Origin of the sequence: Klebsiella spallanzanii, from assembly GCF_902158555.1 — a bacterium.
Lineage (GTDB): Bacteria > Pseudomonadota > Gammaproteobacteria > Enterobacterales > Enterobacteriaceae > Klebsiella > Klebsiella spallanzanii.
This window is the reverse complement of sequence record NZ_CABGGS010000034.1, coordinates 215,800-240,930: the sequence shown is the minus strand read 5'-3', so window position 1 is coordinate 240,930 and position 25,131 is coordinate 215,800. Positions and strand designations below refer to the sequence as shown.

General features: G+C 50.6%; 22 protein-coding genes. 12 read left to right on the top strand and 10 right to left on the bottom strand.

The features are described from left to right. Positions 1-65: 65 nt before the first annotated feature. The gene (locus FN082_RS18970) at positions 66-950 is read left to right on the top strand and encodes an SDR family oxidoreductase (RefSeq protein ID WP_139539748.1); all 885 of its coding nucleotides are present in this window, start codon (positions 66-68) and stop codon (positions 948-950) included. A gap of 273 nt (positions 951-1,223) precedes the next feature. Continuing rightward, the gene (locus FN082_RS18965) at positions 1,224-1,385 is read left to right on the top strand and encodes a YqaE/Pmp3 family membrane protein (protein ID WP_139539747.1); all 162 of its coding nucleotides are present in this window, start codon (positions 1,224-1,226) and stop codon (positions 1,383-1,385) included. A gap of 223 nt (positions 1,386-1,608) precedes the next feature. Here the strand turns inward: FN082_RS18965 and FN082_RS18960 are convergent, their stop codons facing one another. The 7 genes from FN082_RS18960 to FN082_RS18930 are packed head-to-tail and all read right to left on the bottom strand — an operon-like array spanning position 1,609 to position 8,114. Next, positions 1,609-2,487, bottom strand: a complete 879-nt coding sequence (locus FN082_RS18960; protein ID WP_139539746.1) for an NAD(P)-dependent oxidoreductase — start codon at positions 2,485-2,487, stop codon at positions 1,609-1,611. A 27-nt stretch (positions 2,488-2,514) separates the two neighbouring features. Continuing rightward, positions 2,515-3,261, bottom strand: a complete 747-nt coding sequence (locus FN082_RS18955; RefSeq protein WP_139539745.1) for a fumarylacetoacetate hydrolase family protein — start codon at positions 3,259-3,261, stop codon at positions 2,515-2,517. Then, positions 3,258-4,694: a dihydropyrimidinase gene (gene hydA / locus FN082_RS18950; RefSeq protein WP_139539744.1), complete on the bottom strand. Its 1,437-nt coding sequence runs from the start codon at positions 4,692-4,694 to the stop codon at positions 3,258-3,260. The genes FN082_RS18955 and hydA overlap by 4 nt, the downstream gene beginning before the upstream one ends. Position 4,695: 1 nt before the next feature. Next, the gene (locus FN082_RS18945) at positions 4,696-5,421 is read right to left on the bottom strand and encodes a maleate cis-trans isomerase family protein (protein ID WP_142982129.1); all 726 of its coding nucleotides are present in this window, start codon (positions 5,419-5,421) and stop codon (positions 4,696-4,698) included. Between the two features lie 37 nt (positions 5,422-5,458). Beyond that, positions 5,459-6,223: an ABC transporter ATP-binding protein gene (locus FN082_RS18940; RefSeq protein WP_139539742.1), complete on the bottom strand. Its 765-nt coding sequence runs from the start codon at positions 6,221-6,223 to the stop codon at positions 5,459-5,461. A 3-nt stretch (positions 6,224-6,226) separates the two neighbouring features. After that, complete coding sequence (locus FN082_RS18935; protein ID WP_208436572.1) at positions 6,227-7,087, bottom strand: ABC transporter permease; 861 nt, start codon at positions 7,085-7,087, stop codon at positions 6,227-6,229. 1 nt (position 7,088) lies between these two features. Then, positions 7,089-8,114, bottom strand: coding sequence for an ABC transporter substrate-binding protein (locus FN082_RS18930; RefSeq protein ID WP_208431204.1), 1,026 nt, complete (start codon positions 8,112-8,114; stop codon positions 7,089-7,091). A gap of 315 nt (positions 8,115-8,429) precedes the next feature. On the opposite strand from FN082_RS18930, the gene FN082_RS18925 reads away from it, so the two are divergent. Both FN082_RS18925 and FN082_RS18920 read left to right on the top strand, forming a co-directional pair. Then, positions 8,430-9,161: a GntR family transcriptional regulator gene (locus tag FN082_RS18925; RefSeq protein ID WP_139539741.1), complete on the top strand. Its 732-nt coding sequence runs from the start codon at positions 8,430-8,432 to the stop codon at positions 9,159-9,161. A 34-nt stretch (positions 9,162-9,195) separates the two neighbouring features. Next, a complete protein-coding gene (locus FN082_RS18920; RefSeq protein ID WP_142982128.1) occupies positions 9,196-9,939 on the top strand; it encodes an aspartate/glutamate racemase family protein in 744 nt (247 codons plus the stop codon). Positions 9,940-9,948: 9 nt separating this feature from the next. Here the strand turns inward: FN082_RS18920 and FN082_RS18915 are convergent, their stop codons facing one another. Then, positions 9,949-10,188: a hypothetical protein gene (locus tag FN082_RS18915; RefSeq protein ID WP_142982127.1), complete on the bottom strand. Its 240-nt coding sequence runs from the start codon at positions 10,186-10,188 to the stop codon at positions 9,949-9,951. Positions 10,189-10,622: 434 nt separating this feature from the next. Between FN082_RS18915 and FN082_RS18910 the strand changes: the two genes are divergently transcribed. From FN082_RS18910 to FN082_RS18895, 4 genes are all read left to right on the top strand, one after another. Continuing rightward, positions 10,623-11,465, top strand: a complete 843-nt coding sequence (locus tag FN082_RS18910; protein ID WP_142982126.1) for a helix-turn-helix domain-containing protein — start codon at positions 10,623-10,625, stop codon at positions 11,463-11,465. Between the two features lie 130 nt (positions 11,466-11,595). Next, entirely contained in the window at positions 11,596-12,897 is a 1,302-nt protein-coding gene (locus FN082_RS18905; protein ID WP_142982125.1) for an MFS transporter, read from the top strand. Positions 12,898-12,910: 13 nt separating this feature from the next. Next, positions 12,911-15,577 (top strand): alpha-L-rhamnosidase, encoded by a 2,667-nt coding sequence (locus FN082_RS18900; RefSeq protein WP_142982124.1) that lies wholly within the window; start codon positions 12,911-12,913, stop codon positions 15,575-15,577. Positions 15,578-15,687: 110 nt separating this feature from the next. Then, positions 15,688-17,046: a carbohydrate porin gene (locus tag FN082_RS18895; protein ID WP_142982123.1), complete on the top strand. Its 1,359-nt coding sequence runs from the start codon at positions 15,688-15,690 to the stop codon at positions 17,044-17,046. Between the two features lie 57 nt (positions 17,047-17,103). Here the strand turns inward: FN082_RS18895 and nqrE are convergent, their stop codons facing one another. After that, positions 17,104-17,715: an NADH:ubiquinone reductase (Na(+)-transporting) subunit E gene (gene nqrE, locus FN082_RS18890; RefSeq protein ID WP_235891564.1), complete on the bottom strand. Its 612-nt coding sequence runs from the start codon at positions 17,713-17,715 to the stop codon at positions 17,104-17,106. A gap of 119 nt (positions 17,716-17,834) precedes the next feature. Continuing rightward, complete coding sequence (locus FN082_RS18885) at positions 17,835-19,355, bottom strand: EAL domain-containing protein (protein ID WP_142982122.1); 1,521 nt, start codon at positions 19,353-19,355, stop codon at positions 17,835-17,837. A 269-nt stretch (positions 19,356-19,624) separates the two neighbouring features. Here FN082_RS18885 and FN082_RS18880 point away from each other — a divergent pair, with 269 nt between their 5' ends. The 4 genes from FN082_RS18880 (at position 19,625) to FN082_RS18865 (ending at position 25,131) form a co-directional block, all read left to right on the top strand. After that, positions 19,625-20,950 (top strand): glycoside hydrolase family 10 protein, encoded by a 1,326-nt coding sequence (locus FN082_RS18880; protein WP_139539732.1) that lies wholly within the window; start codon positions 19,625-19,627, stop codon positions 20,948-20,950. Between the two features lie 54 nt (positions 20,951-21,004). Continuing rightward, positions 21,005-21,457: a nuclear transport factor 2 family protein gene (locus FN082_RS18875; protein WP_139539731.1), complete on the top strand. Its 453-nt coding sequence runs from the start codon at positions 21,005-21,007 to the stop codon at positions 21,455-21,457. A gap of 127 nt (positions 21,458-21,584) precedes the next feature. Beyond that, positions 21,585-22,007, top strand: coding sequence for a hypothetical protein (locus tag FN082_RS18870; protein WP_139539730.1), 423 nt, complete (start codon positions 21,585-21,587; stop codon positions 22,005-22,007). Positions 22,008-22,023: 16 nt separating this feature from the next. Next, the gene (locus FN082_RS18865) at positions 22,024-25,131 is read left to right on the top strand and encodes an efflux RND transporter permease subunit (RefSeq protein WP_142982121.1); all 3,108 of its coding nucleotides are present in this window, start codon (positions 22,024-22,026) and stop codon (positions 25,129-25,131) included.

The following is a 25,131-nucleotide window of genomic DNA, read 5'->3' as shown; positions in this document are numbered from 1 at the left end:
GATTTTTTGAGCACCTAATCGCTGTGAGTGACTAATATTACATTTCATTTGTTAAGGAGGCTGGTATGACATCAGGAAATAACTCAATGCTACATTACCCTCGTCCACCGTTTGTGGAACAACCGCAGCAGACCCCAGGGTTAGCATCTGAAATGAAGCCTCTGCCCGATCACGGAGAGACAAGCTATATCGGCTCAGGAAAACTCAGCGGAAAAAAAGCATTGATTACCGGGGGGGATTCCGGTATTGGTCGGGCTGTTGCCATTGCTTATGCCCGTGAAGGTGCTGATGTTGCAATTGGATACCTCCCGCAAGAAGAGTCCGACGCGGCTGCCGTTATTGCCCTAATACAAGCTGAGGGCCGGAAAGCGGTAGCGATCCCTGGCGATATTCGTATTGAATCATTTTGTGATACGTTGGTTGAAAAGGCGGTAGCAGAACTTGGCGGGTTGGATATTCTAGTCAACAATGCTGGAAGACAGCAGTATTGTGAATCTATTGAAGGGTTAAGCACTGCCGCGTTTGATGCCACTTTTAAAACAAACGTCTACGCTCCTTTCTGGATTACCAAAGCAGCGCTTCGTCATATGACTAAAGGGGCTGTTATCATCAATACATCATCAGTCCAGGCATTTAAACCCAGCGAGATTCTGTTGGATTACGCCCAGACGAAGGCATGCAACGTTGCGTTTACCAAATCTTTGGCAAAACAGTTAGGTTCTCGCGGTATCCGCGTTAATGCTGTTGCTCCAGGTCCATACTGGACACCGCTTCAGTCAAGCGGCGGACAACCACAGGATAAGGTTCAGCAATTTGGGGAGGACACCCCCCTTGGTAGACCAGGTCAGCCCGTAGAGATTGCGCCTCTTTATGTTCTGTTTGCCTCGGACAGTAGTTCTTACTCTTCCGGTCAAGTCTGGTGCTCAGATGGTGGCACTGGAGTAGCATAACCGAAATATTGTCGCTGCGGTGCAGCATCCCAACGATACCGCAGCGATTCTTCTGGAACAAAAAATTGGCCTGTAAGGATCCTTTTATGTGTGTATTTTTACCGTAACATCTATTTTTACTATTATTTAGGTTTTTTCTGATATCAAACTTATAACACATACTCTCATCAACCTGGTGTGAGCGAGTCCGAGCTATAATTAAATAGACAGGTTGCAAAACTAAGCGAAGCGGCTAAAATAATTATTAAATGACTAACTACATAGGGAGATATTATGGGTTTCTGGCGAATTGTTTTGACAATTATTCTACCTCCGTTAGGCGTTCTGCTGGGTAAAGGGTTTGGCTGGGCATTTATCCTTAATATTATCCTGACGCTTTTAGGGTACATTCCTGGGTTAATTCATGCCTTTTGGGTTCAGACCAAGAATACTTAATGATGCGTGTTGAAGAGGGATATTATCTTTCGAATTTTGTGATTTAAAAGCCCTGCTATTCTTACACCGGGAGCGGTAATCGCTCCTGGACAAACAATCAAGATATTATACCTGAACATTCACATGTTTGTGAAACGACTAAAATAAGCGAAATATAAGCATCTTGCCTAAAAAACATTGCCACCTCCTCTCCTCCCTGCAAAGACGGCAATCACCTGTCAAACTAAGCTTCTGGAGACTGACTCTCCAGCCACTGGTAAACCGATGACAGATCCTGCGCCGCAAACCCTTCTTCCGCCGCTTTTTTCCAGATATCGGTAATTTTATCCAGCACCGGCATTGTCGCTGGAGAAGCCAGCGTTAGCGCCAGCTTCGCATCCTTCAGTGCATGCACGAGCTGCATTTGCGGCGCATATTGATGTTTTGCGATAGCGTCCAGTTTTACTTTAACATACGGCGCGGCCAGCGGACCGCCCTCTAGCGCGCTCCAGAACTGCTCTGGGCTGAAGCCAAGATTTTTTGCTAAAAGCGTACTCTCGGCTACCCCTTGCATCATCGAAATTAGCCACGCGTTCAGTACTAACTTCATTTTCTGGCTGTTACCCGCAGCGCCAAACCACTGAGTACCACGCGAAATGGCAGCAAAAACCTGCTCAGCGGCGGCACACTTTTCCTGCTCTCCACTGGCGAGAACCAGAATTTGTGCGTTCTCTGCTGGCGCTTTAGTACCGGAAACCGGCGCATCTACAAACTGCATCGCTGGCTGGACCTGCTTGAGCAAGTCAATAGCCTGAAGGGTTTCCTGTACGCCAATAGTCCCCATCTGGCAATAAATTGCCTGCGACTTACAGGCCGGGGCGATCTCAGCCAGCACCGAAAGCGTGGCTTCGGCATCACTCAGCATGCTGATAATAACATCGGTGTCCGATACGGCCTGCTGGGGCTGCGCATAGCACGTCAAACCATAAGCCTCTAGATCTTCCCCTCGCCCCGGAGAGCGGTTCCATGCGGCGACGGTAAAACCTCTTTTCAGCAAGTTACTGGCAAATGCATGTCCCATAGCGCCCAATCCCAGCACCGTAACCTTTGGTAAGTTCATCATTTATTCCTGATACGTTGTTAATACGGATTATGTTAGCAGCAGCACGGGGTCTGCACTGGCAAAGTTCACCGCGATACGTGCTGCTGCCGGAGCCCAGTACAACCCGTTCCAACTGCCCGTGGCGATTAAGTCCCCCGCGCGTAGAGGTTGAGATTGCGCTGCCGCATGGCGGGCAAGCCAGGGGATCGCACTCAATGGGTCGCCGAAAGGATGAATTCCGCATCCGGCCGTAAGTAGCGTCTGATTCACCTGCACAGAAACGCCCATCGTGCCCCATTGCGGATAAGGCATAAACGCCTGCGCTTCACCGAGGATCAACGCACGATTAAGCTGCCGGTCGGCAAGGCGTAACAGCGCGCCTGGCGCGTCCACTTCATCCCACCGGGAATCGCACAGTTCGATTCCCGGCATCCAGACGTCGATGGCGGAATAAACCTCGGAAAGAGAACAACCGGCATCCAGGTCTCTCCCAAGCCGCACAACAATTTCAGCCTCAATACCATAGGCAAAACAGAATCCAACAGGAATCTGCCAGCCTGATGTATACACCGCCGTCGTAGGGATCCTGGCCGTGCTGGAGGAGCTTCCCGGCGCCCCGCCCAGCTTCCAGATATTTGTTGCATCATCGCTAAACCACCCCAGCGCATCGGCCACCCGTTGCTGTACGGCGTAGGCGTCAGCATCAGATACCAGGTGCAATCCTGCTGTTGACTGCCGTGATCCAGTCTGCCACCCGCGAATTAAACGCGCGGCAACGCGCTCTACATCAGTCATAAAGGTAGCTCGCTTTTACGCCGACGGATCTGAGCCGGGCCAGGGCGTTCACAGGCCAGAAACTGTCCGCGTCCCTGCTCTCCTCGCGGCTCGCCATCCCAGACAATGTCCCCGCGCGAGAACGTCATCGCGGGCCAGGAACTTAGCTGCATACCGGCATAGGGGGTGTAATCGACATTGTGGTGCAGCATGTCGTTGGTCAGCGTAAATACCCGATCATCATCCCAGATAACCAGGTCGGCATCAGCGCCAATAGCAATGCTGCCTTTACGCGGATAGAGACCGTAAAGTTCTGCCGCATGGGTTGATGTTAGCGCGACAAAGGTCTGCGGCGTAATTCGACCTGTTCGTACACCTTCCGACCACAGCAACGCCATCCGGGTCTCAACGCCGGGGATCCCATTAGCAATTTTATCGAAGGACGCCTGTTCGCCGTGCGCTTTCTTACCATCCGGCCCCTCAAATCGATACGGAGCGTGGTCTGAGGAAAAGATCTCGAAAGCACCGTTTTCCAGGCCGTCCCAGATAACCTGCTGGTTGGCAGCATCCCGCGGCGGTGGACTACAAATGCAGCGTGCGCCCTCAAAGCTGTCATCGCAGCCCAGATCATTGGCGGTTAAAAACAGATACTGTGGGCACGTTTCGGCATAAACCTTCAGGCCCTGGCTTTGCGCCCAGCGGACCTGTTCCACCGCCTCACGACCTGATACATGAACAATAAGGATTGGCACATCAACCAGTTCAGCAAAGGCAATTGCCCGATGGGTTGCTTCGCGTTCAACAAGCATTGGACGAGCGACGGCATGATAACGCGGCGCGTGCAGACCGGCCGCCAGCAGGCGATCCGTCAGCCAGGCGATACAATCACTGTTCTCAGCATGTAGCATCACCATCGCGCCTTCACGACGTGCCAGCGACAGCGTTTCAAGAATCTGCCGGTCGCCTAGCTTAAGCGCATCGTAGGTCATATAGATTTTAAACGAGGTGTACCCCTCGGCGATCAGCGCCGGTAGTTCATTTTCCAGCACATCGGGCGTTGGGTCCGTCACAATCAGGTGGAAGGCGTAATCTATCACCGGTTTATCACCTACCCGGCGATGGTAATCTTCGACGGCCTCGCGCAACGAACCTCCCTTTTGCTGGCAGGCAAATGGAATGACGGTCGTCGTTCCACCGCATGCGGCCGAGAGCGTGCCGCTGAGAAAATCATCAGCCATCACCGCCCCATCCTCGCTCGGCTGGTCTAAGTGCACATGACTGTCTATCCCTCCAGGCGTCACATAGCGCCCGGCAGCATCAATCTCGCATTTACCCGGTGGCAACTCCATGCCCAACGCGGCGATACGCCCATCAATAATGCCAATATCACTGGTGAATATATCCGCGGCGGTCACGACTCGAGCACGGCGAATTACGGTATCGAACGGTTGCATATTATCCCTCCGCCATCAACCGACCCCAGCCGGTAGCACGGCGCGTATCGACGCCCATCATTTTCAACATATCCCACACCACAGTCACTACGGTATCAAACACGGGAACGTCAAATTCCTGCTCCCACTGCGTAACGCTACGCGCGGCGTTCAGATTGGTACAAAACGTGGTGACGGCTTGCGCCCCCAATGCAACAACCTTAGCGATTTGCTGTTCCAGCGTGGTTTCGTCCACTTCAGCAAAGGAAAAGTTATCCTGTAACGCCAGGTGGCTCTCATGTCTGGCGTCAATGTTTAGTTGCGCATAATTAGCGATGATGCGCTCCTGCACCTCGGCCAGATACGGCGTTACCAGACCAAGCTGACGAACCTGCCAGAGAGCCAGAGCGCGATTCAAAGCCAGAACCGATGTTGTTGCCGGAACTCCGGTCGCCCGGGTGATGGCGGCACATAGCTCAACGTCGGCATCAAAGCCCAGCCAGCCCGCAGATGTGCCGCTCCAGCCAATGACATCGACTTTCGCATCCGCCAGCAATCGCGCGGCTTCGATGATCTGTTCGCATTGAAATTGCCCCAGCGCCTTATCGCTAAGTGCGATTTCAGTCACGCGGAATCGGGAAAAATGCACGCTGACTTCCGGAAAATCAGCGATCAGCGACTGGGTCAGCGGCTCAAGCGCGGTATTTGACGACGGCGTAAGTATCCCCAGCCGGATCCGCTTAGTCATACTGATACTCCCCGTTGTTCTTGGTTTTCATTGCGGCTTACTCCTCCGTTGGTTCTGGTCGTAGCAGCGACAGAATATGGCGTTTGTAATCGTTAAAGATTTTGCTCGTAGGATCGCGTGGGCGATCGAGGTCTATCGGTAGCAGTTCGCGGATCCGCCCCGGGCGAGCTGACATCACCGCGACATGGGTTCCAAGCGCCAGAGATTCATCAATCCCGTGGGTTACAAAAACAATGGTTGCCTTACTCTCTCGCCAGATACGAATAAGCTCGGCATGCATATCCATTTTGGTTTGCTCATCAAGGGCGCCGAAAGGTTCATCCATCAGGATAACTTCGGGGTTCATCAGTAACGCACGAGCAATACCCACGCGCTGATTCATTCCCCCTGAGAGCTCACTGGGATAGTGGTTTTCAAAATTTTTCAGACCGACCATTTCGATAAATTTCTGTGCTTTCTCCCGGCGAATGTCTTTGCCAAAGCCACGCATCTTCAAATGGAAAGCCACATTTTCCCAGACGGGTAGCCAGGGCATCAGATTCGCCTGCTGGAAGACCACTCCGCGGTCGGCCCCCGGTGCGCTGACCGGTTGCCCACCGACAATAACGCTTCCCTCGCTGGGGTGATCAAACCCGGCAATCATGTTCAGTAACGTCGATTTGCCGCAGCCGCTGGGGCCTAACAGGCAAAGGAAATCGTTGCGCGCTACGGAGACGCTGACGTTATCCAGCGCCCGTACCCCGGTAGAGCGTTTAGGGTCATCAAATACGCGCGACACGCGATCCACGGTGATAAGAGCCATTTCTCAACCTTCCTTTTGTAAAGTGGAACCACGTTGCCAGCGCAGAAAATATGCGCCGATGCGCTTAATAACGTAATCACTGAGGAAACCCAGCAGCCCAATGCTGACCATTGAGGCAATGACGATGTCGTAGCGCAGGAAGTAGTACGAATCCCACAGCACGTAGCCAACACCGCTTTTCACCGCCACCATCTCAGCGGTGACGGTGAGCATCCATGCGGAACCGATAGCAATACGTAAGCCGGAGAAAATAGCGGGCAGCGCCGCCGGAAAAACGATATGTACCAGCAGTTTCCCCGGCGTTCCCCCCGTCATGGCCCCTGCACGTAACAGATTGCGGTCGCAGCTTTTCACGCCATGAATGGTACTCAGCAGAACCGGAAAGAACGACCCCATAAAGACCAGGAATATCGCTGGTTTATCGGCAATACCAAACCAAATGATTGCCAGCGGGATCCAGGAAACCGGCGGTACAGGGCGCAAAATTTGCAGTACCGGTTCGAACAGATTCTCAGCCGTCCGCGACCAGCCAATCGCCATACCCACAACAATTCCCAGAACGGCAGCAAGTGCAAATCCGGCGAACACACGATATGAACTCGAGGCGACGTCAAAAATCCAGTTGCCACTGTAATTCTGCGTATTCCCATCGGTGGCGAATACCCAATCGGCCCAGGCGATGACGACCTGAGATGGTGCTGGCAGTAGCGCCCGAGGTAAAACCCCCGAACGAGAGAAGAGTTCCCAGCCAACAATCAGCAGCACGGGGATGATAAAACGCTCAATGCGTTGATAGATGCGACCAAACATTGAGGCTCTACCAGAGCGGCCTGCCGCTCGGCTTTGCATGGCGGAGCTTTTCATATCAATACCCTAATTCAGTCTTCGGTTTGCCGGTAACGGCTTCAAGGAACTGGTAGTCCATATTTTTCTCCACCGCTTCGCTGACATCGCTATTGATGTACTTGAGCTGGCGCATCATTTGCGCGATGGCAACCGCCGAAGCGCGATGCATCTCATAGTCGGGGTAGAGATTGTCGACCGCCCCGCGGGCGATAGCCGCATCAAGGCCAGTCACTTTTTGGATGGTGTTGGCAAACAGCGCTTTATCGGCGGACATAAGCCCGTTGACCTTCACGATAGCGCGCACGGTCTCCAGCACACCTTGCGGATGTGCTTTAATCACGTCCGGACGGGTGATAATCAGGTTTGTTAACTTACCTGCGGCTTGGTCATAGGGATAATCAAAGAATTTCGCCGCCTTTACGTCGCGGATCTGCGTAGCAAACGGCTCAACTGACGTCACCAGTTCCACTTCTCCGCGGCGCAGGGCTTGGGTGTGATCGGCAGGGTTAGGGATATTGACAAATTGAACGTCCTTATTAATGTCAATACCGTGTTTCAGGAACGCACCGCGCATCTGAATATCCTGCGCATTGCCGCGCGATGCCGCCACGCGGAATGGCTTATTTTCCGCTTTATACTGACGGATCAATTTGACCAGTTCTTGCCAATTTCCGGGCTGAACGGGCAACGAGTTAGCAATAAGAATCTGCGAACCTCCGCTTATCTGCCCTGATATCGCGACAACCTCAAATCCCTTATCGAGCGCGGTGGCATAATGCAGATAGGTGACCTGTGCAATATCAATACTTTTGGACAATAACGCTGTTAATACGTCATTGCCGGTATTAAACGGAATGGCTTCCAGTTTTATTCCTGTAGCATTTTCCGGCGTTAGGGAGAGCGATGTGCAGTGAGCGCACTTTGCATAGCCGAGTTTAATGGTGTTTTGATCGTCGGCCCGGGCCGCCGTTATGGCGCCCAGGCAAAGGAATAGCATGAGACCTGTGCGTATAATCATGCGGAATGGTGAGTTCAAAGTGAACATAAAGCCTCCTATTGTCACTAACTTAGTGTATATTGTGACAATATGAATGCAGACTTTATGCCACAACTGCAGTAAGTCGATTTTTACTGTTATTAGAAAAGAAAAAACCCATTTAATATGTTGATTTTTATATTTTTATTTAAATGGAATTATTGTTATTCATTGAAAAAAATAGCGATTTACTCCTTCATTTTTATGCACTATTTTGGCGATTTTTTGCAGAAACGAACCAAATTAGTGCATGAATAATACGAGTCTTGTTATTTTTTGTGACAGTACTAATATAAATAGTGGCAATTTTAAAAGGATCCTCACGTGCTGACCCAAAACAATGAAACTCCTCGCTCGCGTAAAGCGCGCAACGCCGGGCAAATCCTCGGTACGAGCGACAAGCGTGATGTCATTTATGAACGTATCCTCAACGCTGTTATGGAACATCGACTTATTCCAGGCACGAAATTAGTGGAAGAAAAGCTGGCCAGCGTTTTCCAGGTTAACCGTACCCGAATTCGCGAAGTACTGGCCCGCTTAGCTTATGAAGGCGTCGTAACGACAATTCCTAACCGCGGTGCTTTTATCTCCAGCCCCTCGATCGAAGAAGCCCGGCACATCTTTCAGGCCCGGCGAATACTTGAACCTGCTTTGATACGCAGTCTGGTCGCCAGAGCTGACCGTTCGCTCTATGAACGTCTACATCAACATATCAGCCTGGAAAGAGCGGCCCGCGAGGCGGCCGATAAACACGCAGTTATTCGCTTATCCGGCGAGTTCCACCTGTTGATTGCGCAAATGGTCGATAGCGCACCGCTGACAAAGCTGATGCGCGAGCTAGCATCCCTGACCTGCCTGATCATTTTGTTGTATGACTCTCCGAACGTTCCGGCATGCCCTAATCATGAGCACACTGCTATTGTTGACGCGCTGGAACAGGACAACGAAGAAGAAGCCATTCGCCTGATGATTAGTCATCTTGATCATATTGAAGCCACGTTGGATCTCTCGGTAGATGACGATACCGATGTTGATCTGGAAGCGATTTTTGGCTAACGCTCTATTTTCTTGGACATTATCAGGAGCTGCAATGCGGTTATTAATAGTCAATCCGAACATTACGCAAAGCGTTACCGCGCTGATTGAAACCGAAGCCCGGCGAACGGCGGCGGCGGATACGAAAATTATTATGGCCACCGCGCAAAGCGGCGTAGCCTATATTGAAACCCGGTTTGAAGCGTTGCTGGGCGGGCACGCCGTTGCCACTATTGCAGGTCAACGGCTCGGAAGCTACGACGCGCTGCTGGTCGCTGCCTTTGGCGATCCGGGTCTTTTACCGCTAAGAGAAGTTCTGGACGTACCCGTGATCGGTATGACCGAATCAGCATTAATGACGGCAGCGCAGCTCGGACCCCGTTTCTCGATTATTGCCATTTCCCGACGTATCACGGGTTGGTATCGCGAGTGCGTAGATCGCTATGGCATGTTGTCTCGTCTTGCCAGCATTCGTTATCTGGATAGTCCGCTTCGTGATGCCGGTAGCGTGCAGCTGGAGCACGCAGAGCGCCTGCTGGTGCTCTGCCATCAGGCAGTGAATGATGATGGCGCCGATGTCCTGATTCTTGCCGGCGCACCATTAGCCGGTCTGGCGAGAGCGCTGGCGGGTAAAATCCCCGTTCCGGTGGTAGATGGCGTATCCTGCGGCGTGGCTCAGGCCCAGGTGCTTTATCATCTTGATTCAGGTATTGCCAGGGCGGGTAGCGTTGCGCCTCCCCCGCTTAAGCCAAATCAAGGGCTGGATGATGCTATGCTGGCTTTACTCAATCGCGCGTAACCCGCTGTCCTAACTCAGAATGAACTTAAGGGCTGAGGCAACTAAATACAGCAGACAAATATATTGTAGCGTCTGCCATCCCCATTGGGCGTAACGCCAGCGGTAACGTTCGCGGGCGTTAGCTTCAGCAATAGCCGGGTCGATACCCAGAACCGCTTTTTTCGCCTTCCGTCTTATAAAGCTCCAGATTCCCAGGGCAAGAAGTAAAATCATGATCGCTTTTAGCAGCAGGGAGAGGGAGTCATGCATTTTGAAATTAACATCCTGTATTATCCACATGGACGTTCAGTCTATCGCGATTTGTCGTCAAGGCAATCCTGATACTGCAAAACCATGTCTTCACGGATCTCCCCTTCTTGTCTTCATACTGGTGATAAACCACAATAATTCGAAGGCTAATTAAGGATTATCGATCGTTAATTAATCTTTCAACTCTGATTGCAAATCGCAAAACTAATCTGACACTGAACCCTCCCTATTTGTAAAAAAATGAAGGTTGAATCACATGTAATTACGGCTGAGTGCCAAATTGCCATATAGACTTGTCATAACTATTGTTGTTAAATACAAATACGTTACCAAATTGAATATTTCACCAATAAAAAGAACCAGACACTTCATTCATAAACATGAGAAGGTGGATATGCTATGGTTATTGTTTGCAATTTACTGCAGGTGACAATATGAAAATTATGCAAAGCCACGAGTTTTTCTTGTCAGAAAAACATGCCTTCTGCCTTTTTATGCTTGGTCAACAAAATCTTGAAGAAGTTCATGGGCATGACTTTGATGAGATCGTTATCGTATATGAAGGTAGCGGATTTCATATAATCAACGATAACGTACAGTTTATCTATAAAGGCGACTTCTTTTTTGTCTCAACAACCGACACGCATAGCTATATATCCACAAACAACTTATCGGTAATTAATGTCCTGATCCACAAAAGCCGCCCTTTTGCGTTCCTGTCAAATGTTAGCAAGCTCATTGCAAAAATAGAAAAAAACAACAGCCTTAACAATCAGCACAATGTTTCTTTATCATCGGATGATTTGGAGAGGATCATTAATCTTAGCCAGGTTATTAATCGTCGTCAGGATGACGATTTCGATGATGCCTATTTCTCGGCCACCGAAATGGCCTTCTTTGGCATTATAGACGCGCTGTACCAGTGCACGCAGCGAAGAGCCACTCGCCAGTCTCTTGATGCCTCTGGAAGAAAATATCTGCTTAATTTTCTGAAATATAACTATCTCCGGCATATTCATTGGGGCGATCTGTGCGATGAAAGCGGCATGGCTAAACGCACGATGTTCAGATTTATTAAAGATATCACCGGCCATACGCCGGGGAATTTTCAGCAGCTATTTCGTCTGTTGAAAGCACAGGAACTATTACGTACCACGGATAAAACCATCAATGAGATAGCCATTATCTGCGGTTTTCAAAATGCCATCAGATTCACGGAAAGTTATAAGCGGCGCTTCCGCTACCCGCCGTCCCAGGAGAGAAAACTCACCCGTTAATTAATATAGTCAGCAAACATGTATTAAAACACCTTATTTACAAGGTGTATTTCCATGCAAGGAAAAGGAATATCGTCATACCTCAAATATTTATCTCATTATAATTATCTCCTTAGAGAGGATAACAAGTATGTCAGTAAAAAAAGTACCCAACCCCTGGTATGTCGGGGTCGTGTCGGGAATGGCATCCTACATCGACTCCGCCGCTATTGTGTCAAACGGTACCGCCCTGGTTATTTATCAAAAAACAATAGGCACCACCGCAACGGAAATAGGTATTCTTTCGGGACTTCTCACATTATGTATTGCGCTTGGTGCGTTTACCGGCGGACGCTTAGGAGACCGCATCGGCAGGCGTAAAGTATTTATTATTACCATGGCCATGATTATCATCGGCACCACATTACTTGCTTTAGGCTCGACATTTCATTTATTGCTGATCGGCACTTTATTAGTCGGTTTGGCGACAGGCGCTGATTTACCCGTTTCGCTGGCAACCATTTCCGAAGCGGCCACGGATAAAAACAGAGGAAAGATCATCGCCCTCTCCAACCTGTTATGGACCATTGGTATCGGCATGACCATGGCGATTGCCGCCGTTGTGGGTGAATGGGGAAGAAGCGGCGCGCAAATCATGTATCTACATGTGGGATTGGTGGCCGCCATCTTGTTGATTTTGCGCTGGTCTATTCCCGAATCACCTTTGTGGCTGGTTGCTCGTGATGAGCTCCGTCGTGGCGTCACAACGGTTCGCGCGCAAAAATCCTCATATAAAGATCTCCTTCAGGGAAAATATTTGTGGCCATTTGTCGCGCTTTGTATTTTTTACGCGTTTACCAACCTCGCCGCTAATACCGGTGGACAGTTCGGAACCTACGTTGCGGTTAATGTGGTGGGGATTAGCGTCGGCACAAACTCGTTATGGAATTTGCTCATCATGCCTGTTGGTATGGCCTCCGGTATTTTATTTATGCGTATTGTCGATACACCTAAACGTATGCCCTTTTATATATTAGGTGCCGTCCTGCTGACCGGCGGATACGCTCTGCCGATGATTTTTAACTTCTCTCCAGCATCATGGTTCTGCTGCATGTTATTTACCAATATGGGGAGCGGTCTGGCGTTCGAAGGAATAATGAAAGTCTGGTCGCAGGAGTCATTCCCGACCATGCTGAGATCCACCGCTCAGGGCGTCATTGTTGCCGTTGCCCGCCTGTCATGCGGCATGCTCGCTTTCGTTACCCCCGTATTGCTTGATGCTGGCCCGATGGTGCTGTACGCCACGCTCTCATCCATCGTCGGTGTTGGTGTGTTTATTGGCTGGCTCTGTTTCCGGGGCAAACAGCGTAATGAATTTAATGATGAAGCAGAAATGCTCTCCCCTGATGTCCGTAATAGCGAAATGAATAAGCATTTAGCAGGTGAAAACTAAAAGGAGCGGTAACATGTTAGCGATTAAAAGCGTGTCATTAAACTATTCCCCAACGCTTAACGGTACTGAGACGATGCCGGTATTGGGCTGGGTGATTGACAGCAGCAATCAAAATGTTGAACAAGTAAACAGACAAATTCAGTTAAGTGAAAACGCAGCCTTCACCAAGGTTGTTTATGACAGCGGTTGGGTTACCAGCGCAGAATCACAAAATATCGTCTTACCTGATCTTGAGCTTAAAAATTCACGTCATTACTTTATTAGGGTGAGGATGGGTGATAATCACGGCGAGCAGAGCAGCTGGAGCGAGAGTGCCGTGTTTATTACCGGGCTGCCGGGTTCAAAGTGGACGGCGGATTTTATTTCTGCTGAAACCAGCGAAGATAAAAATGACTCCAGAGGTACGCTGCTCAGAACGCTTTTTAAACTCTATGACTGCGCCGATATTCACTCTGTTGTTGCCCATGCCAGTGCCCTGGGTCTGTATAAACTGTATGTCAACGGTGAAAAAGTCGGTAAGGATGAGCTGACTCCCGGATGGACCAGCTATCACCACCACCTGCTCTATCAAACTTACGACCTGACTCATCTGGTTAATAGCGGGGAAAATGCGATTGCCGCCAGCATTGGCGCCGGTTGGTATAAAGGCGATATGAGCTTTAATCGCCAGCGTAATTATTATGGCGAACGAACCGCGTTTATCTGTCAGGTCGTCGTGACCTATAAAGATGGGCGTCAAATGATGTTTGGTACGGATAGCCGCTGGCTGGCCGCTGACTCACCGGTATTATTCTCGGAGATTTACGATGGCGAAATCTATGATGCGCGTCGTGAACAATCCGCATGGAATAAGGTGGATTGCGATACGGCCAGATGGCGGCCAGTCAGCCTCGTGACAGCAAGCAAACAGGCTCTGCAAGCGCAAGGGGCATGTACGGTGCAGGCTGTAGAATGCCTTAAACCTCTTGCCCTTCTCGTGACACCTGAAGGCGATACCGTTATTGATTTTGGGCAGAATCTTACCGGATGGGTTGAATTCCACGTCAATGGTCAGGCCGGAGACAAGGTTATTCTTCGCCATTTCGAAGTGCTGGATAAGGACGGCAACGTCTATCTTGACAACCTGCGTTCGGCAAAGCAGCGCATTGAGTACACGCTGAAGGGAGCGGATGTCGAAGTTTACCACCCTAACTTTACCTTCCAGGGCTTCCGCTATGTGAAAATTGAATCCTGGCCTGGGACCATTGCGCTGGATGATTTTAAAGCTGTAGTGGTGCATTCACAAATGGAGCAGACAGGCGAATTCCTCTGCTCTAATCCGGATTTAAATCAGCTGCACCACAATATTTTGTGGGGCTTGAAGGGGAATTTCGTTGATGTTCCCACCGACTGCCCACAGCGCGATGAGCGTTTGGGTTGGACCGGCGATGCGCAGATTTTCTGCCGCACCGCGAGCTATCTGATGCAAACGCGCAACTTTTTTGCCAAATGGCTGACCGATCTTCGTTATGACCAGACGCCGGAAGGCGGCGTACCGCACGTGGTTCCCGATATCCTCACCGGCAGAAGCGACGAAGACCGCTTTATGCGCGACGGTTGCACACATTCTGCCGCCGCCTGGGCCGATGCTGCGGTGATCAATCCCTGGACGCTCTATTTGATGTATGGCGATACCGCAACGTTACGCAACCAGTATGGCAGCATGAAGGCGTGGGTGAATTTCATGCGCGAACACGCTGTCGATAATAAATGGAGCTATAAATTACAATTCGGTGATTGGGTCGCTCTTGATGCCAAAGAAGGCAGCTATTTTGGCGCAACGCCAAACGATTTAACCTGCATGGCTTATTATAGTTTGTCTACTTTGTTGCTGGCTAAAACGGCGAAAGTACTCGGATATACAGACGACTACACGGAGTATTCAGCGCTTTATACCTCAATCGTCAACAGCTTCCAGCAAGAGTTTTTTACGCCTAACGGGCGTCTGGCAGCAAGAACACAAACCGCGCATATATTGGCCCTGCATTTTGGTCTGGTCCCGGAACGGTTCAGAGAAAGAACCATCAATACATTGGTTGAACTGCTTAATGAACATGATGGGCACCTGGTCACGGGATTTGTAGGTACGCCCTATTTCTGCCACGCGCTCAGCAACAACGGTCGCGGCAAAGAAGCCTGGCAACTACTGCTAAAAGATGACTTCCCCTCCTGGCTCTATCAGGTTAAAGCTGGAGCAACAACCATCTGGGAACACTGGGATGGTATTAAACCCGATGGTTCAATGTGGAGCCCGGATATGAACTCTTTTAACCACTACGCTTATGGCGCAATTGGCGAATGGATATATCGGGCGGTCGCTGGTATCGACACCGATGAAAATAACCCGGGATTTAGACATATCCTTATTAAACCGACGTTTGGCGGCAATCTTGAGTGGATGAATGCCTGCTACCGTTCGGGATATGGCGAAATTAGCGTGAACTGGCAGAGAGATGAGCATCAGGAGATGACGCTGGATATCACCATCCCCCACAACAGTCGGGCCACGATTATGCTCCCGGCTGGCGGTGAAATTACAGAGCACCACTCTCTCGAATTTACCCACGTGGGCGATGAATATCAGGTATCGGTCGGCTCCGGTAAATATAAAATAAAATATCGAGAGTCGCGTTCGTCATAATTAAAACCTCTGCTTCGTCATTATTTGAATGAACGTTATCGTCACACCTTCGATGATGGCGAAGCACGCTTTTACGCAATATCACCTCTGTTAATTAATGGAATTATATAATGAAAAATAAAACTGCCCTGCTCTCTATGGGATTATGTCTGGTGGCCCCAGCATCTTTTGCTGACTCACCGGAAATATCAATGGAACAACGTCTGCAGCGCCTTGAGCAGCGGCTCTATTCGGCAGAATCGCGGGCGCAAACTGCTGAAGAAGAAATCAAACAACTGAAGTCCAGTCAGACACTAAGTCACGCGCAGCCTGTCCCGGTAGTGGGAACGGCCTCTGCGCACGAAACGCGTAATAATAAAACGGAGCCGACATTAACACTCAGCGGATTTGGTGACCTCAATTTTTATGGCGACGTTGAATTTAATATGGATGCGGAAAGTCGCAAAGGTTCTCTTATTAGCCAACGCGACGATAGTAATGAAAAATGGGATATTAACGGGCGCATCTTATTAGGTTTTGATGGCTACCGGGGGTTGAACGATGGCCGTTTTGCCGGATTTACGGTACAACCGCTTGCCGACCTGAATGGCTCCGTTAATCTTGACGATGCCGCCTTCTTCTTCGGCAAAGAGCAGGACTGGAAAATGAAAGTCGGCCGCTTTGAGGCCTTCGATATGTTTCCCCTTAATCAGGATACTTTTATTGAGCATTCCGGCAATACTGCGAACGATCTGTACAACGATGGTCATGGTTATATCTATATGATGAAAGAAGGTCGCGGGCGGTCTGATTCCGGCGGTAGTTTTATGTTGAGCAAACAGTTGGATAACTGGTATTTCGAATTAAACACCCTGGTTGAGGATGGCAGTTCGCTACTGGTTGATAAAAAATATCATGGTCGTCAGATAGAGAATGAGAAAAACGTGGTTTATCTGCGCCCTGTTATCTCCTGGTCTGAAGATGCGATGAGTGCCGCCGTGGCAATGGAGTCCAACGTCGTGAATAATGCCTGGGGCTATTATGACCAACAGGGGAAATGGGTAAACCAGTCCAGGCGAAACGGCTACGGCGCGACATTCACCTGGAACGGCCTTAAGGAAGATCCGGACAACGGTATTGTCGTTAACCTGAACACCGCCTATCTGGACGCTTCAGGTGAAAAAGACTTCACCGCCGGCATTAACGCCCTGTGGCAGCGTTTTGAGCTTGGCTATATCTACGCGCACAACAAAATTGAGCAATTTGATGGCAGTTCACTGGCAAATTGCGACGATGGTTGCTGGATAACCCAAAAGGGCACATATGACATTCATACGCTGCATACTTCATACCAGCTTCCCGACCTGATGGATATGAAGAATTTCAATATCTATTTAGGCGCGTACTGGTCATGGCTGGATGAAAAAGGCGGCGATGAGAGCGTACACGATCGCTACGGCGCCCGCGTGCGCTTTAAGTACTTTTTCTGATAACTGAGGCAAATCAGATTTTATGGGGAGCGCCCTGCTCCCCGCACCAGATGTAGCCTACAAGGAGATACCCGAAAACGACATAAATCCCAGAGACATGAGTCCAGCGGTGATGAAGACGCTGCCTAGTCCACGTAACCCCTTCGGCATATTGGCATATTTCAGCTTTTCACGAATACCGGCCAGCGCCACAATCGCTAGCATCCAACCGATACCGCATCCGGTGCCGTAGGTCAGTGATTCCAGAAAGCTGTATTCACGCTGCACCATAAAAATGGTCGCGCCAAAAATAGCGCAGTGAATGGTTAATAACGGCAAAAACGGCCCTAAAGCATGGTTTAACGCGTGGAAGTATTTATCGATAACCATCTCGAGGATCTGCACCAGCGCCGCAAGAACACCGATAAAAGTAATGAAATCGAGGAAGCTCAGATCGACGCCTTCAATCAGGGCATTCTCTTTTAAAAGGTAATTGTAAATGAGGTTGTTAACAGGCGTTGCTATCGCCAGCAGCGCCGTCACCGTCAGCCCGAGACGAAAAGCGACATCGATTTTTTTCGAAATGGCGAGGAAAGTGCACATACCGAGGAAAAAATTGAGCGCCATGTTCTCGACAAACACCGCACGGATAAAAATATTCAGGTGAGATTCAAACAAGACAACCTCCATGTTGTTGAGTTGTTTCTCAATGATGCCAAATTTTTAACCACGACAGGAAATTAAGACTCGGTTTTGCCGAATTGATCACCTTTTAATTTCCTGCGTTTTGATAAGACTTCCTCTCTTACTTAGCGAAACGTGCAAGAAAGCATCGTAATAAAGTCATTAACCGGCACCGGTTTAGAGAAGTAGTATCCCTGATAGACGACGATCCCCATATCTTTGAGCATCTTAAGCTGATCCTTATCCTCGACGCCTTCAGCAATAATCTGGCAATTAAACTTCTTCGCCAGGTTAACCATATTCTTCACCACCAGCGCAGAGGCATTATTAGTCACTATGTTAAAGGTAAACACCTTGTCAATTTTGATGATTTCCGGATTAAATTGCTGAATATAGCTGTAGTTAGCGTATCCGGTACCAAAATCGTCAAGCGAAAACTGCACCCCGATGCTCCTGAGTCTTTCCGTCACCGCTGACGTTTGCAGGGTATTCTCAATGGACTCTCGCTCGGTAATCTCCAGCACAAGCTGCACCTGAGCCTCTTTCATCTGCTGAATAAACGTCTGACATAGCGTAACAATTTCGTCGTCCTGAAAATTAATCGAACTGGTGTTAAAGCAGATCAATAGCCCCTTCGGGATGACTGCCTGCTGGCGGCGCAGCTGACGGCTCACCTCGGCCATGCAAATCGCCGTCACTTCTTTGATAAGCCCCGTTTGCTCTGCGACGGAGATAAATTTATCCGGTGCAATAAACCCCTGTTTTGGATGTTCCCAGCGCACCAGCACCTCACCGCCGATAACGGTTCCAGTCTCATCGCTGATAATGGGCTGGATATAGGGCTTAAGCTGTTTCAGTTCGATAGCCTTCCTGAGCTGATACTCAATCGTATTACGGTAGCGCAGGTAATTTCGGAACAAAAAAGTCAGCAGTAAGGAAGCCAGAATAATCGCAATCAGCGTATTTTGTTCATAGTGGATAAATGCGCCGAGGCCGGATGCAAAATGGCGGTCGGCAATAACAGAATAGTGAAATTGCTCAGAGTTTAAGCTGACGGGAACTTTGATATCCGGCGTTGTCGTCACCTCCCCTTTGCGGGTCATCACGCGATCGCCGACCTGAAGATATAAATGCGCATCGCCATCAAGAACGTTTAGAATGTTGTGCAAATAATAACCATCAACGCCCACCAGGATAGTATTTCCCGTATCATTCTGCTCGCTATACACCATTAACGGATGGGATGGCGTGATTTCATTACCGCTGAATAATTGCAATGATCCTTGTGTATACTGGCTGCGATCGAATTGAAATTTCCGTCCACCAAAAACCGAGGTGCAATATATTTCATTGCCTCGCCCCAGATTCACCGTGCGCACATCAGGAATAGTAGCAACCAGAGTACGCAGTTCGGTAAGGACATTCTCACTACAATTCTTTCCCATGAAGGGTTCAGCCTGGTTAGCCGCCTGCTCCGCGTGAGAAACGGTAACATCGAGGCTGGCTATCGCCTGTTGAAGCCGTGAATGAATATCGTTATCCACTTTTTTTTGCATTTGCCAGTAGCAAAGACCGGTCCCCAGACTCAGTACCGCAATCAGAAACAACAGTATCCACAAACGGTGGCAAGATGATGAAGATTTCATTGTGTTAACCCAGTTCGACTTGCCATATGAGGCTGGCAGTCAATTGTTTGGCCAGATTTTAACAAACCCTGTTTAAACTCGCCCTGAACCGATCAAGTTTTAATGCATATCAATGATATATCATGATAAACCGTTACGTGATGCGAGAAGCGATTTCCCGGCGTAAGGCATCGGTGCTTAAGCCATTATGTCTGTCGCTAAACTATTGACTTAAAGTCGAATAATACGAAAATGTCTCTTTTGTGCGATGACCAGAAAAGCTGGCAAATATGACGATCCGCTCGCGTAACGCTCTCCTGAAGAAAGTAAAAATATCCGCTGTAGCAATAGGCGCTGCGCTGTTGCTGGCCCACTGCGGCAGTAAACCGCCCGTTTCTCTTGTGACGCCATTGCCGCCTGCAACCAAACAACCGACGTTACCGCGAAGTCACGAGCCGGTACGCGGCGTCTGGCTGACGACCGTCTCGCGCCTCGACTGGCCGCCGCTGGAATCCGTTAACGGCGCAATGACTGCCGATCGCCGTATTGCCCTACAGCAGCAAGCGCTGATCGCCAAGCTGGATAATTTAAAAAGTCTCGGTATCAATACCGTTTTTTTCCAGGTGAAACCAGACGGCACCGCCCTGTGGCCGTCGAAGATTCTGCCGTGGTCCGATATGCTGACAGGGAAAATCGGCGAGGATCCGGGCTACGATCCGCTGAAGTTTATGCTGGATGAAGCCCATAAGCGCGGGATGCGCGTTCATGCCTGGTTTAACCCCTATCGCGTCTCGGTAAATACCCGCCCCAAAACCGTGGCCGAGCTTAACGGTACGCTTTCGCAGTTTCCCGCCAGCGTATACGTCCTGCATCCTGAATGGATCCGCACTTCCGGCGACCGCTTTGTCCTTGACCCGGGCATCCCTGAAGTGCGCGACTGGATAACCAGCATCGTGGCTGAGGTTGTGGAGCACTATCCGGTTGATGGTGTCCAGTTCGACGATTATTTCTACACCGAATCGCCGGGATCGGCGCTTAACGACAGCCGTACGTTTCAGCAGTACGGTCAGGGATTTGCCGCGAAAGCGGACTGGCGGCGACACAATACCCAGCTGTTGATAGAGCAAGTTTCTCGCACTATCAAACAGCTCAACCCCAACGTTGAATTCGGCGTTAGCCCAGCGGGCGTCTGGCGTAATCGCTCTCACGATCCGGCAGGTTCAGATACCCGCGGCGCGGCAGCCTACGATGAGTCTTATGCCGATACACGCCTTTGGGTGCAGCAGGGCTGGCTCGATTATATTGCTCCGCAAATCTACTGGCCTTTTGCTCGCGACGCGGCTCGCTATGATGTTCTGGCAAAGTGGTGGGCTGACGTGGTGAAACCCACGAACACCCGCCTCTATATCGGCGTCGCGCTGTACAAAGTGGGCGAACCGTCGAAGAACGAGCCTGACTGGACGGTAAGCGGCGGCGTGCCGGAGCTGAAAAAGCAGCTTGATCTGAATGAATCAATGCCGCAAATTCAGGGCACTATTTTGTTCAGAGAGAATTACCTCAATCAGCCGCAAACCCAGCAGGCGGTGAACTATCTGAAAAGCCGTTGGGGAGGTTGATTAACACACCTGACAGGCCAGAGGCCTGATACCACAACCATCGCCGGAGGATTTATGTTAAAAAAATCGATCATTGCTCTTTCGCTGTTCTGCGCTCTGACGCCCGCCGTTTTTGCGGGCAACAGTGAAAGTGAACAGTTAAACAAAAAGAACGTTATTGATTTTTATAATAAAGCGTTAAACGACAAAGACTTTGCCGCCGCCAAACCCTACCTTGGGGATCGTTATATACAGCATAACCCAATGGCGAAAGACGGAGTTGAAGGTTTTCAGCAGTTTATCGCGTTCCTGAAGAGTAAATATCCCGACTCGCGCAGCGAAATTAAGCAGGCCTTCGTTGATGGGGATCACGTTATCCTCCACGTTGAGGTGACCGGACGTGAGCCAGGGGTGACGCGCGCGATCATCGATATTTTCCGCGTTGACGAACAGCATAAAATCGTTGAGCACTGGGACGTCACCCAGAACGTTCCGGAAAAAACCGCCAGCGGCAATAGCATGTTTTAACCCTTAGCCAGCGGCGCCTTCCGCTCACCTCTCCGCTTTCCCTGTTTTTTTGCTCGTCCAGATGAAGACTTGTTTAAACAGTTTATTTACTTTACTGTAAAGTAAATAAACTAATGAGGCTAATCTGATGTGTAATAAAGAAAAATGGGGAAAGCTGTTTTTTTTCATTGGATTATCATTTATCTCATGCTCTGTGAGCGCGGCGTTACTTAAGCCAGACTTGCTGAAACAACAGCTCCAGGACGCATGCTCACGCACGCAAGACCCCGCTCAGGCCAGGCTCTGCCATAGCCTTCTCATTTACCAGCATGCGCAGCAACGCCAGCGCTATCTGCACTTTTTACTGCAACAGAATATTTTCAGCATTCAAACCTATGACTATCTCTGGAGCGAGTACCAGCGCACGGTTTCATGTGCGGAAATCAGCCGATTCCTTGTAACTAAAGCCCAGGACTCATCAATACCCTCATTGCCCTTTACCCTGCTTCCGCCATACCACGAGCTAAGTGAACCGCCTGCCGTGTTTGCTCTGCAAGAATCTATTAACTGAGCCGAGGTAGACAACGATGCTGGCCCGCTTTTTTGTCTTTCGCCCCGTTTTTGCTGCCGTTATCGCTATCTGCATTATGGCGGCCGGAACCCTCGCGCTGCTCACGCTGCCGGTTGAACAATATCCGGATATCGCGCCTCCCGGCGTCAACGTAACGGCTAACTACCCCGGCGCGTCAGCGGAAACCGTTGAGGACAGCGTCACGCAAGTGTTAGAGCAGCAGATTAAAGGTATCGACGGACTGCTTTACTTCTCCTCCAGCAGCAGTTCTGCAGGCCAGGCGCGCATTAGCCTTAGTTTTGATCAGAACGTTAACCCTGATATGGCGCAGGTGCAGGTACAAAATGCCGTCAATCAGGCGATTACGCGCTTACCGCAGGAGGTCCAGCAGCAAGGGATCACGGTGACGAAATCACAGGGAGATAGCCTGATGGTGGTCGCTCTGTATGACCAGAGTCGTCTGCTGACCAGCCTTGATATAAGCGATTTCCTCGTCAGCTCCCTGCAGGAACCTCTGAGCCGGGTGGAGGGCGTTGGCGAAACCACCGTTTTTGGTGCCCAGTATGCGATGCGCATCTGGCTCAATCCTCTTCAGCTAACCAGCTATGGCCTGATGCCCTCAGATGTGCAGGCCGCCATAGAGGCGCAGAATTCGCAGGTGACCAGCGGTGAAATTGGCTCGCTACCTACGCTGGAGGGGCAGTATCTGAATGCGACGGTCACCACGCAGTCCCGTCTCGAACATCCTGAGCAGTTCGAAAACATTATTCTACGCACCAATAGCGATGGCTCGGTGGTCTATCTTCGCGATGTCGCCCGCGTTGAGATCGGTGCGGAAAACTACCAAAACCAAACCACGCTTAACGGTTTTCCCTCTGCCGGGATCTCGATTCAACTGGCCTCCGGGGCCAACGCGCTGGAAACCGCCCGGAAGATCCGGGCAGAGGTCGAGCGCTTAACGCCGCGCTTTCCACAGGGCGTTGTCGCTGCTTACCCGCGCGACAGTACGCCGTTTGTGACGGTCTCGATTGAGAGCGTGGTGCATACGCTGATTGAGGCGATTCTTTTTGTGGTTGTGGTGATGTACCTCTTTCTTCAGAGCTGGCGGGCAACGCTCATCCCGACTCTCACGGTACCGGTGGTTCTGCTGGGGACTTTTGGCATCCTCAGCCTGCTGGGGTACAACATTAATACGCTAACCCTGTTCGCGATGGTTCTGGCAATCGGTCTGCTGGTTGATGACGCTATCGTGGTGGTGGAAAACGTTGCACGTTTGATGGCGGAGGAGGATCTCACGCCGCTGGAGGCTACGTTGCGATCGATGAATGAGATAACCGGCGCGCTAATCGGTATCGCGCTGGTTCTCTCCGCTGTTTTCATTCCGATGGCGTTCTTCGGTGGATCGGTGGGGATTATTTATCGCCAGTTCACCGTGACCATTGTCTCCGCAATGGCGCTTTCTGCGCTGGTCGCCCTGACGCTGACGCCAACGCTCTGCGCCCATCTGCTCAGGCCCGGACACGTTAAAAAAGGTGTATTTTTCACCTGTTTCAATCGCGGCGTTGCTATCAGCCAGAATCGCTACCTTGTCATACTCCGGCAGATAGCCGGTCGCCCGCTCCGCTTTGTGCTCCTTGCGCTGGCTCTGACGATTTTGATGCTCTGGCAGTATCAGAAGCTCGCGACCGGTTTTTTGCCCGATGAGGATCAGGGAGCGGTGATGGTTCAGTTCACTCTTCCTTCAGGTTCGCCGATGTCGATGACCGAAGAGGTCGGCGCGGAGATTACCCGCTATTTTATGACAGAGGAAAAAAACAACCTGAACGTTATCTTTATGGTCACCGGCAGAAATAACGCTGGCAGCGGTCAGAACGTGGGCATGGCCTTTGCCGAGCTAAAGCACTGGGATGAGCGTCCCGGAGAATACAATAGCGCCCAGGCGATTATCGTGCGGGCAAATCAGCACTTTAATAAAACCCCCCGGCTGGCCACCATCAGTATTATGTCGCCGCCTACGGTGCGAGGGCTTGGGCAATCGAGCGGCTTTGAGTTATGGCTACAGGACAGTTCGGAAAGCGGCTATCAGGCGCTCATCCAGGCACAAACTGCGCTGCTCAATGCTGCCAGAGAAAAGCCTGACCTGAACGCAGTAAGAATTAACAGCCTGGAAGAAAAAGCGCAGTTGCAGGTCGATGTCGACAGACAAAAGGCGCAGGCCCAGGGTCTGGATCAGGCCGATATCAATAGCACGCTCTCTGCCGCGTGGGGCGGCGTGTATATCAATGACTTTATCGACCGCGGGCGCGTGAAGCGGGTTTATATGCAAGGGGATGCGCTCTGGCGCTCAACGCCGGACAATTTGTCCGCCTGGTTTGTGCGCGGCGGCAGTAACAATATGGCCTCCTTCGACAGCTTCTCGTCATCGCGCTGGACCACCGGACCGCAGATGCTTCAGCGGTTTAACGGGTTGGCGGCCGTGCAGTTTCAGGGAAGCGCTGCTGCAGGCGTCAGTTCCGGTTCAGCAATGGCGGAGATGTCCGAACTGGTGAACGCGTTGAGCGGGTTTAATCTGCAATGGAGCGGCCTCTCCTTTCAGGAACAGGCATCATCTGTGCAAACGTTGTGGGTATACCTGGCGTCGCTGGCATTCGTGTTTTTATGCCTGGCTGCGCTGTATGAAAGCTGGTCTATCCCGATCGCCGTGATGCTGATCATCCCACTTGGTATTTTGGGGGCCGTGGGCGCATCAAGGCTGGTCGGGTTCGAAAACGACATCTACTTTCAGGTAGGCATGCTGACCACAATGGGGCTTTCTGCCAAAAATGCGATCCTCATCGTGGAGTTCGCCCTGACGCAGTTCCGACAAGGAAAAACGCTGGCTGAAGCGGCCCTGGAAGGCGCGCGATTGCGGTTGCGCCCTATCGTCATGACTTCACTCGCATTTGTTGTCGGCGTTATCCCTCTGGTACTCTCTACCGGTGCAGGCGCTTCCAGCCAAAAAGAGATAGGGACTGCGGTGATAGGCGGTATGCTCACCGGGACCCTGCTGACGTTGCTTTTCGTCCCACTATTTTTCTTGCTGGTTCAGCAAGGGATCGCGCAACTGAAAAGACGCAAACCGTAA

Coding starts and splice junctions, on each gene's coding strand:
- FN082_RS18905 (WP_142982125.1), top strand. CDS start 11,596: ATGTCAGTAAAAAAAGTACCCAACCCCTGGTATGTCGGGGTCGTGTCG.
- FN082_RS18885 (WP_142982122.1), bottom strand. CDS start 19,355: ATGAAATCTTCATCATCTTGCCACCGTTTGTGGATACTGTTGTTTCTG.
- FN082_RS18945 (WP_142982129.1), bottom strand. CDS start 5,421: ATGACTAAGCGGATCCGGCTGGGGATACTTACGCCGTCGTCAAATACC.
- FN082_RS18900 (WP_142982124.1), top strand. CDS start 12,911: ATGTTAGCGATTAAAAGCGTGTCATTAAACTATTCCCCAACGCTTAAC.
- FN082_RS18880 (WP_139539732.1), top strand. CDS start 19,625: ATGACGATCCGCTCGCGTAACGCTCTCCTGAAGAAAGTAAAAATATCC.
- hydA (WP_139539744.1), bottom strand. CDS start 4,694: ATGCAACCGTTCGATACCGTAATTCGCCGTGCTCGAGTCGTGACCGCC.
- FN082_RS18955 (WP_139539745.1), bottom strand. CDS start 3,261: ATGACTGATGTAGAGCGCGTTGCCGCGCGTTTAATTCGCGGGTGGCAG.
- FN082_RS18965 (WP_139539747.1), top strand. CDS start 1,224: ATGGGTTTCTGGCGAATTGTTTTGACAATTATTCTACCTCCGTTAGGC.
- FN082_RS18935 (WP_208436572.1), bottom strand. CDS start 7,087: ATGAAAAGCTCCGCCATGCAAAGCCGAGCGGCAGGCCGCTCTGGTAGA.
- FN082_RS18910 (WP_142982126.1), top strand. CDS start 10,623: ATGAAAATTATGCAAAGCCACGAGTTTTTCTTGTCAGAAAAACATGCC.
- FN082_RS18920 (WP_142982128.1), top strand. CDS start 9,196: ATGCGGTTATTAATAGTCAATCCGAACATTACGCAAAGCGTTACCGCG.
- nqrE (WP_235891564.1), bottom strand. CDS start 17,715: ATGGAGGTTGTCTTGTTTGAATCTCACCTGAATATTTTTATCCGTGCG.
- FN082_RS18875 (WP_139539731.1), top strand. CDS start 21,005: ATGTTAAAAAAATCGATCATTGCTCTTTCGCTGTTCTGCGCTCTGACG.
- FN082_RS18915 (WP_142982127.1), bottom strand. CDS start 10,188: ATGCATGACTCCCTCTCCCTGCTGCTAAAAGCGATCATGATTTTACTT.
- FN082_RS18865 (WP_142982121.1), top strand. CDS start 22,024: ATGCTGGCCCGCTTTTTTGTCTTTCGCCCCGTTTTTGCTGCCGTTATC.
- FN082_RS18870 (WP_139539730.1), top strand. CDS start 21,585: ATGTGTAATAAAGAAAAATGGGGAAAGCTGTTTTTTTTCATTGGATTA.
- FN082_RS18895 (WP_142982123.1), top strand. CDS start 15,688: ATGAAAAATAAAACTGCCCTGCTCTCTATGGGATTATGTCTGGTGGCC.
- FN082_RS18930 (WP_208431204.1), bottom strand. CDS start 8,114: ATGTTCACTTTGAACTCACCATTCCGCATGATTATACGCACAGGTCTC.
- FN082_RS18960 (WP_139539746.1), bottom strand. CDS start 2,487: ATGATGAACTTACCAAAGGTTACGGTGCTGGGATTGGGCGCTATGGGA.
- FN082_RS18940 (WP_139539742.1), bottom strand. CDS start 6,223: ATGGCTCTTATCACCGTGGATCGCGTGTCGCGCGTATTTGATGACCCT.
- FN082_RS18970 (WP_139539748.1), top strand. CDS start 66: ATGACATCAGGAAATAACTCAATGCTACATTACCCTCGTCCACCGTTT.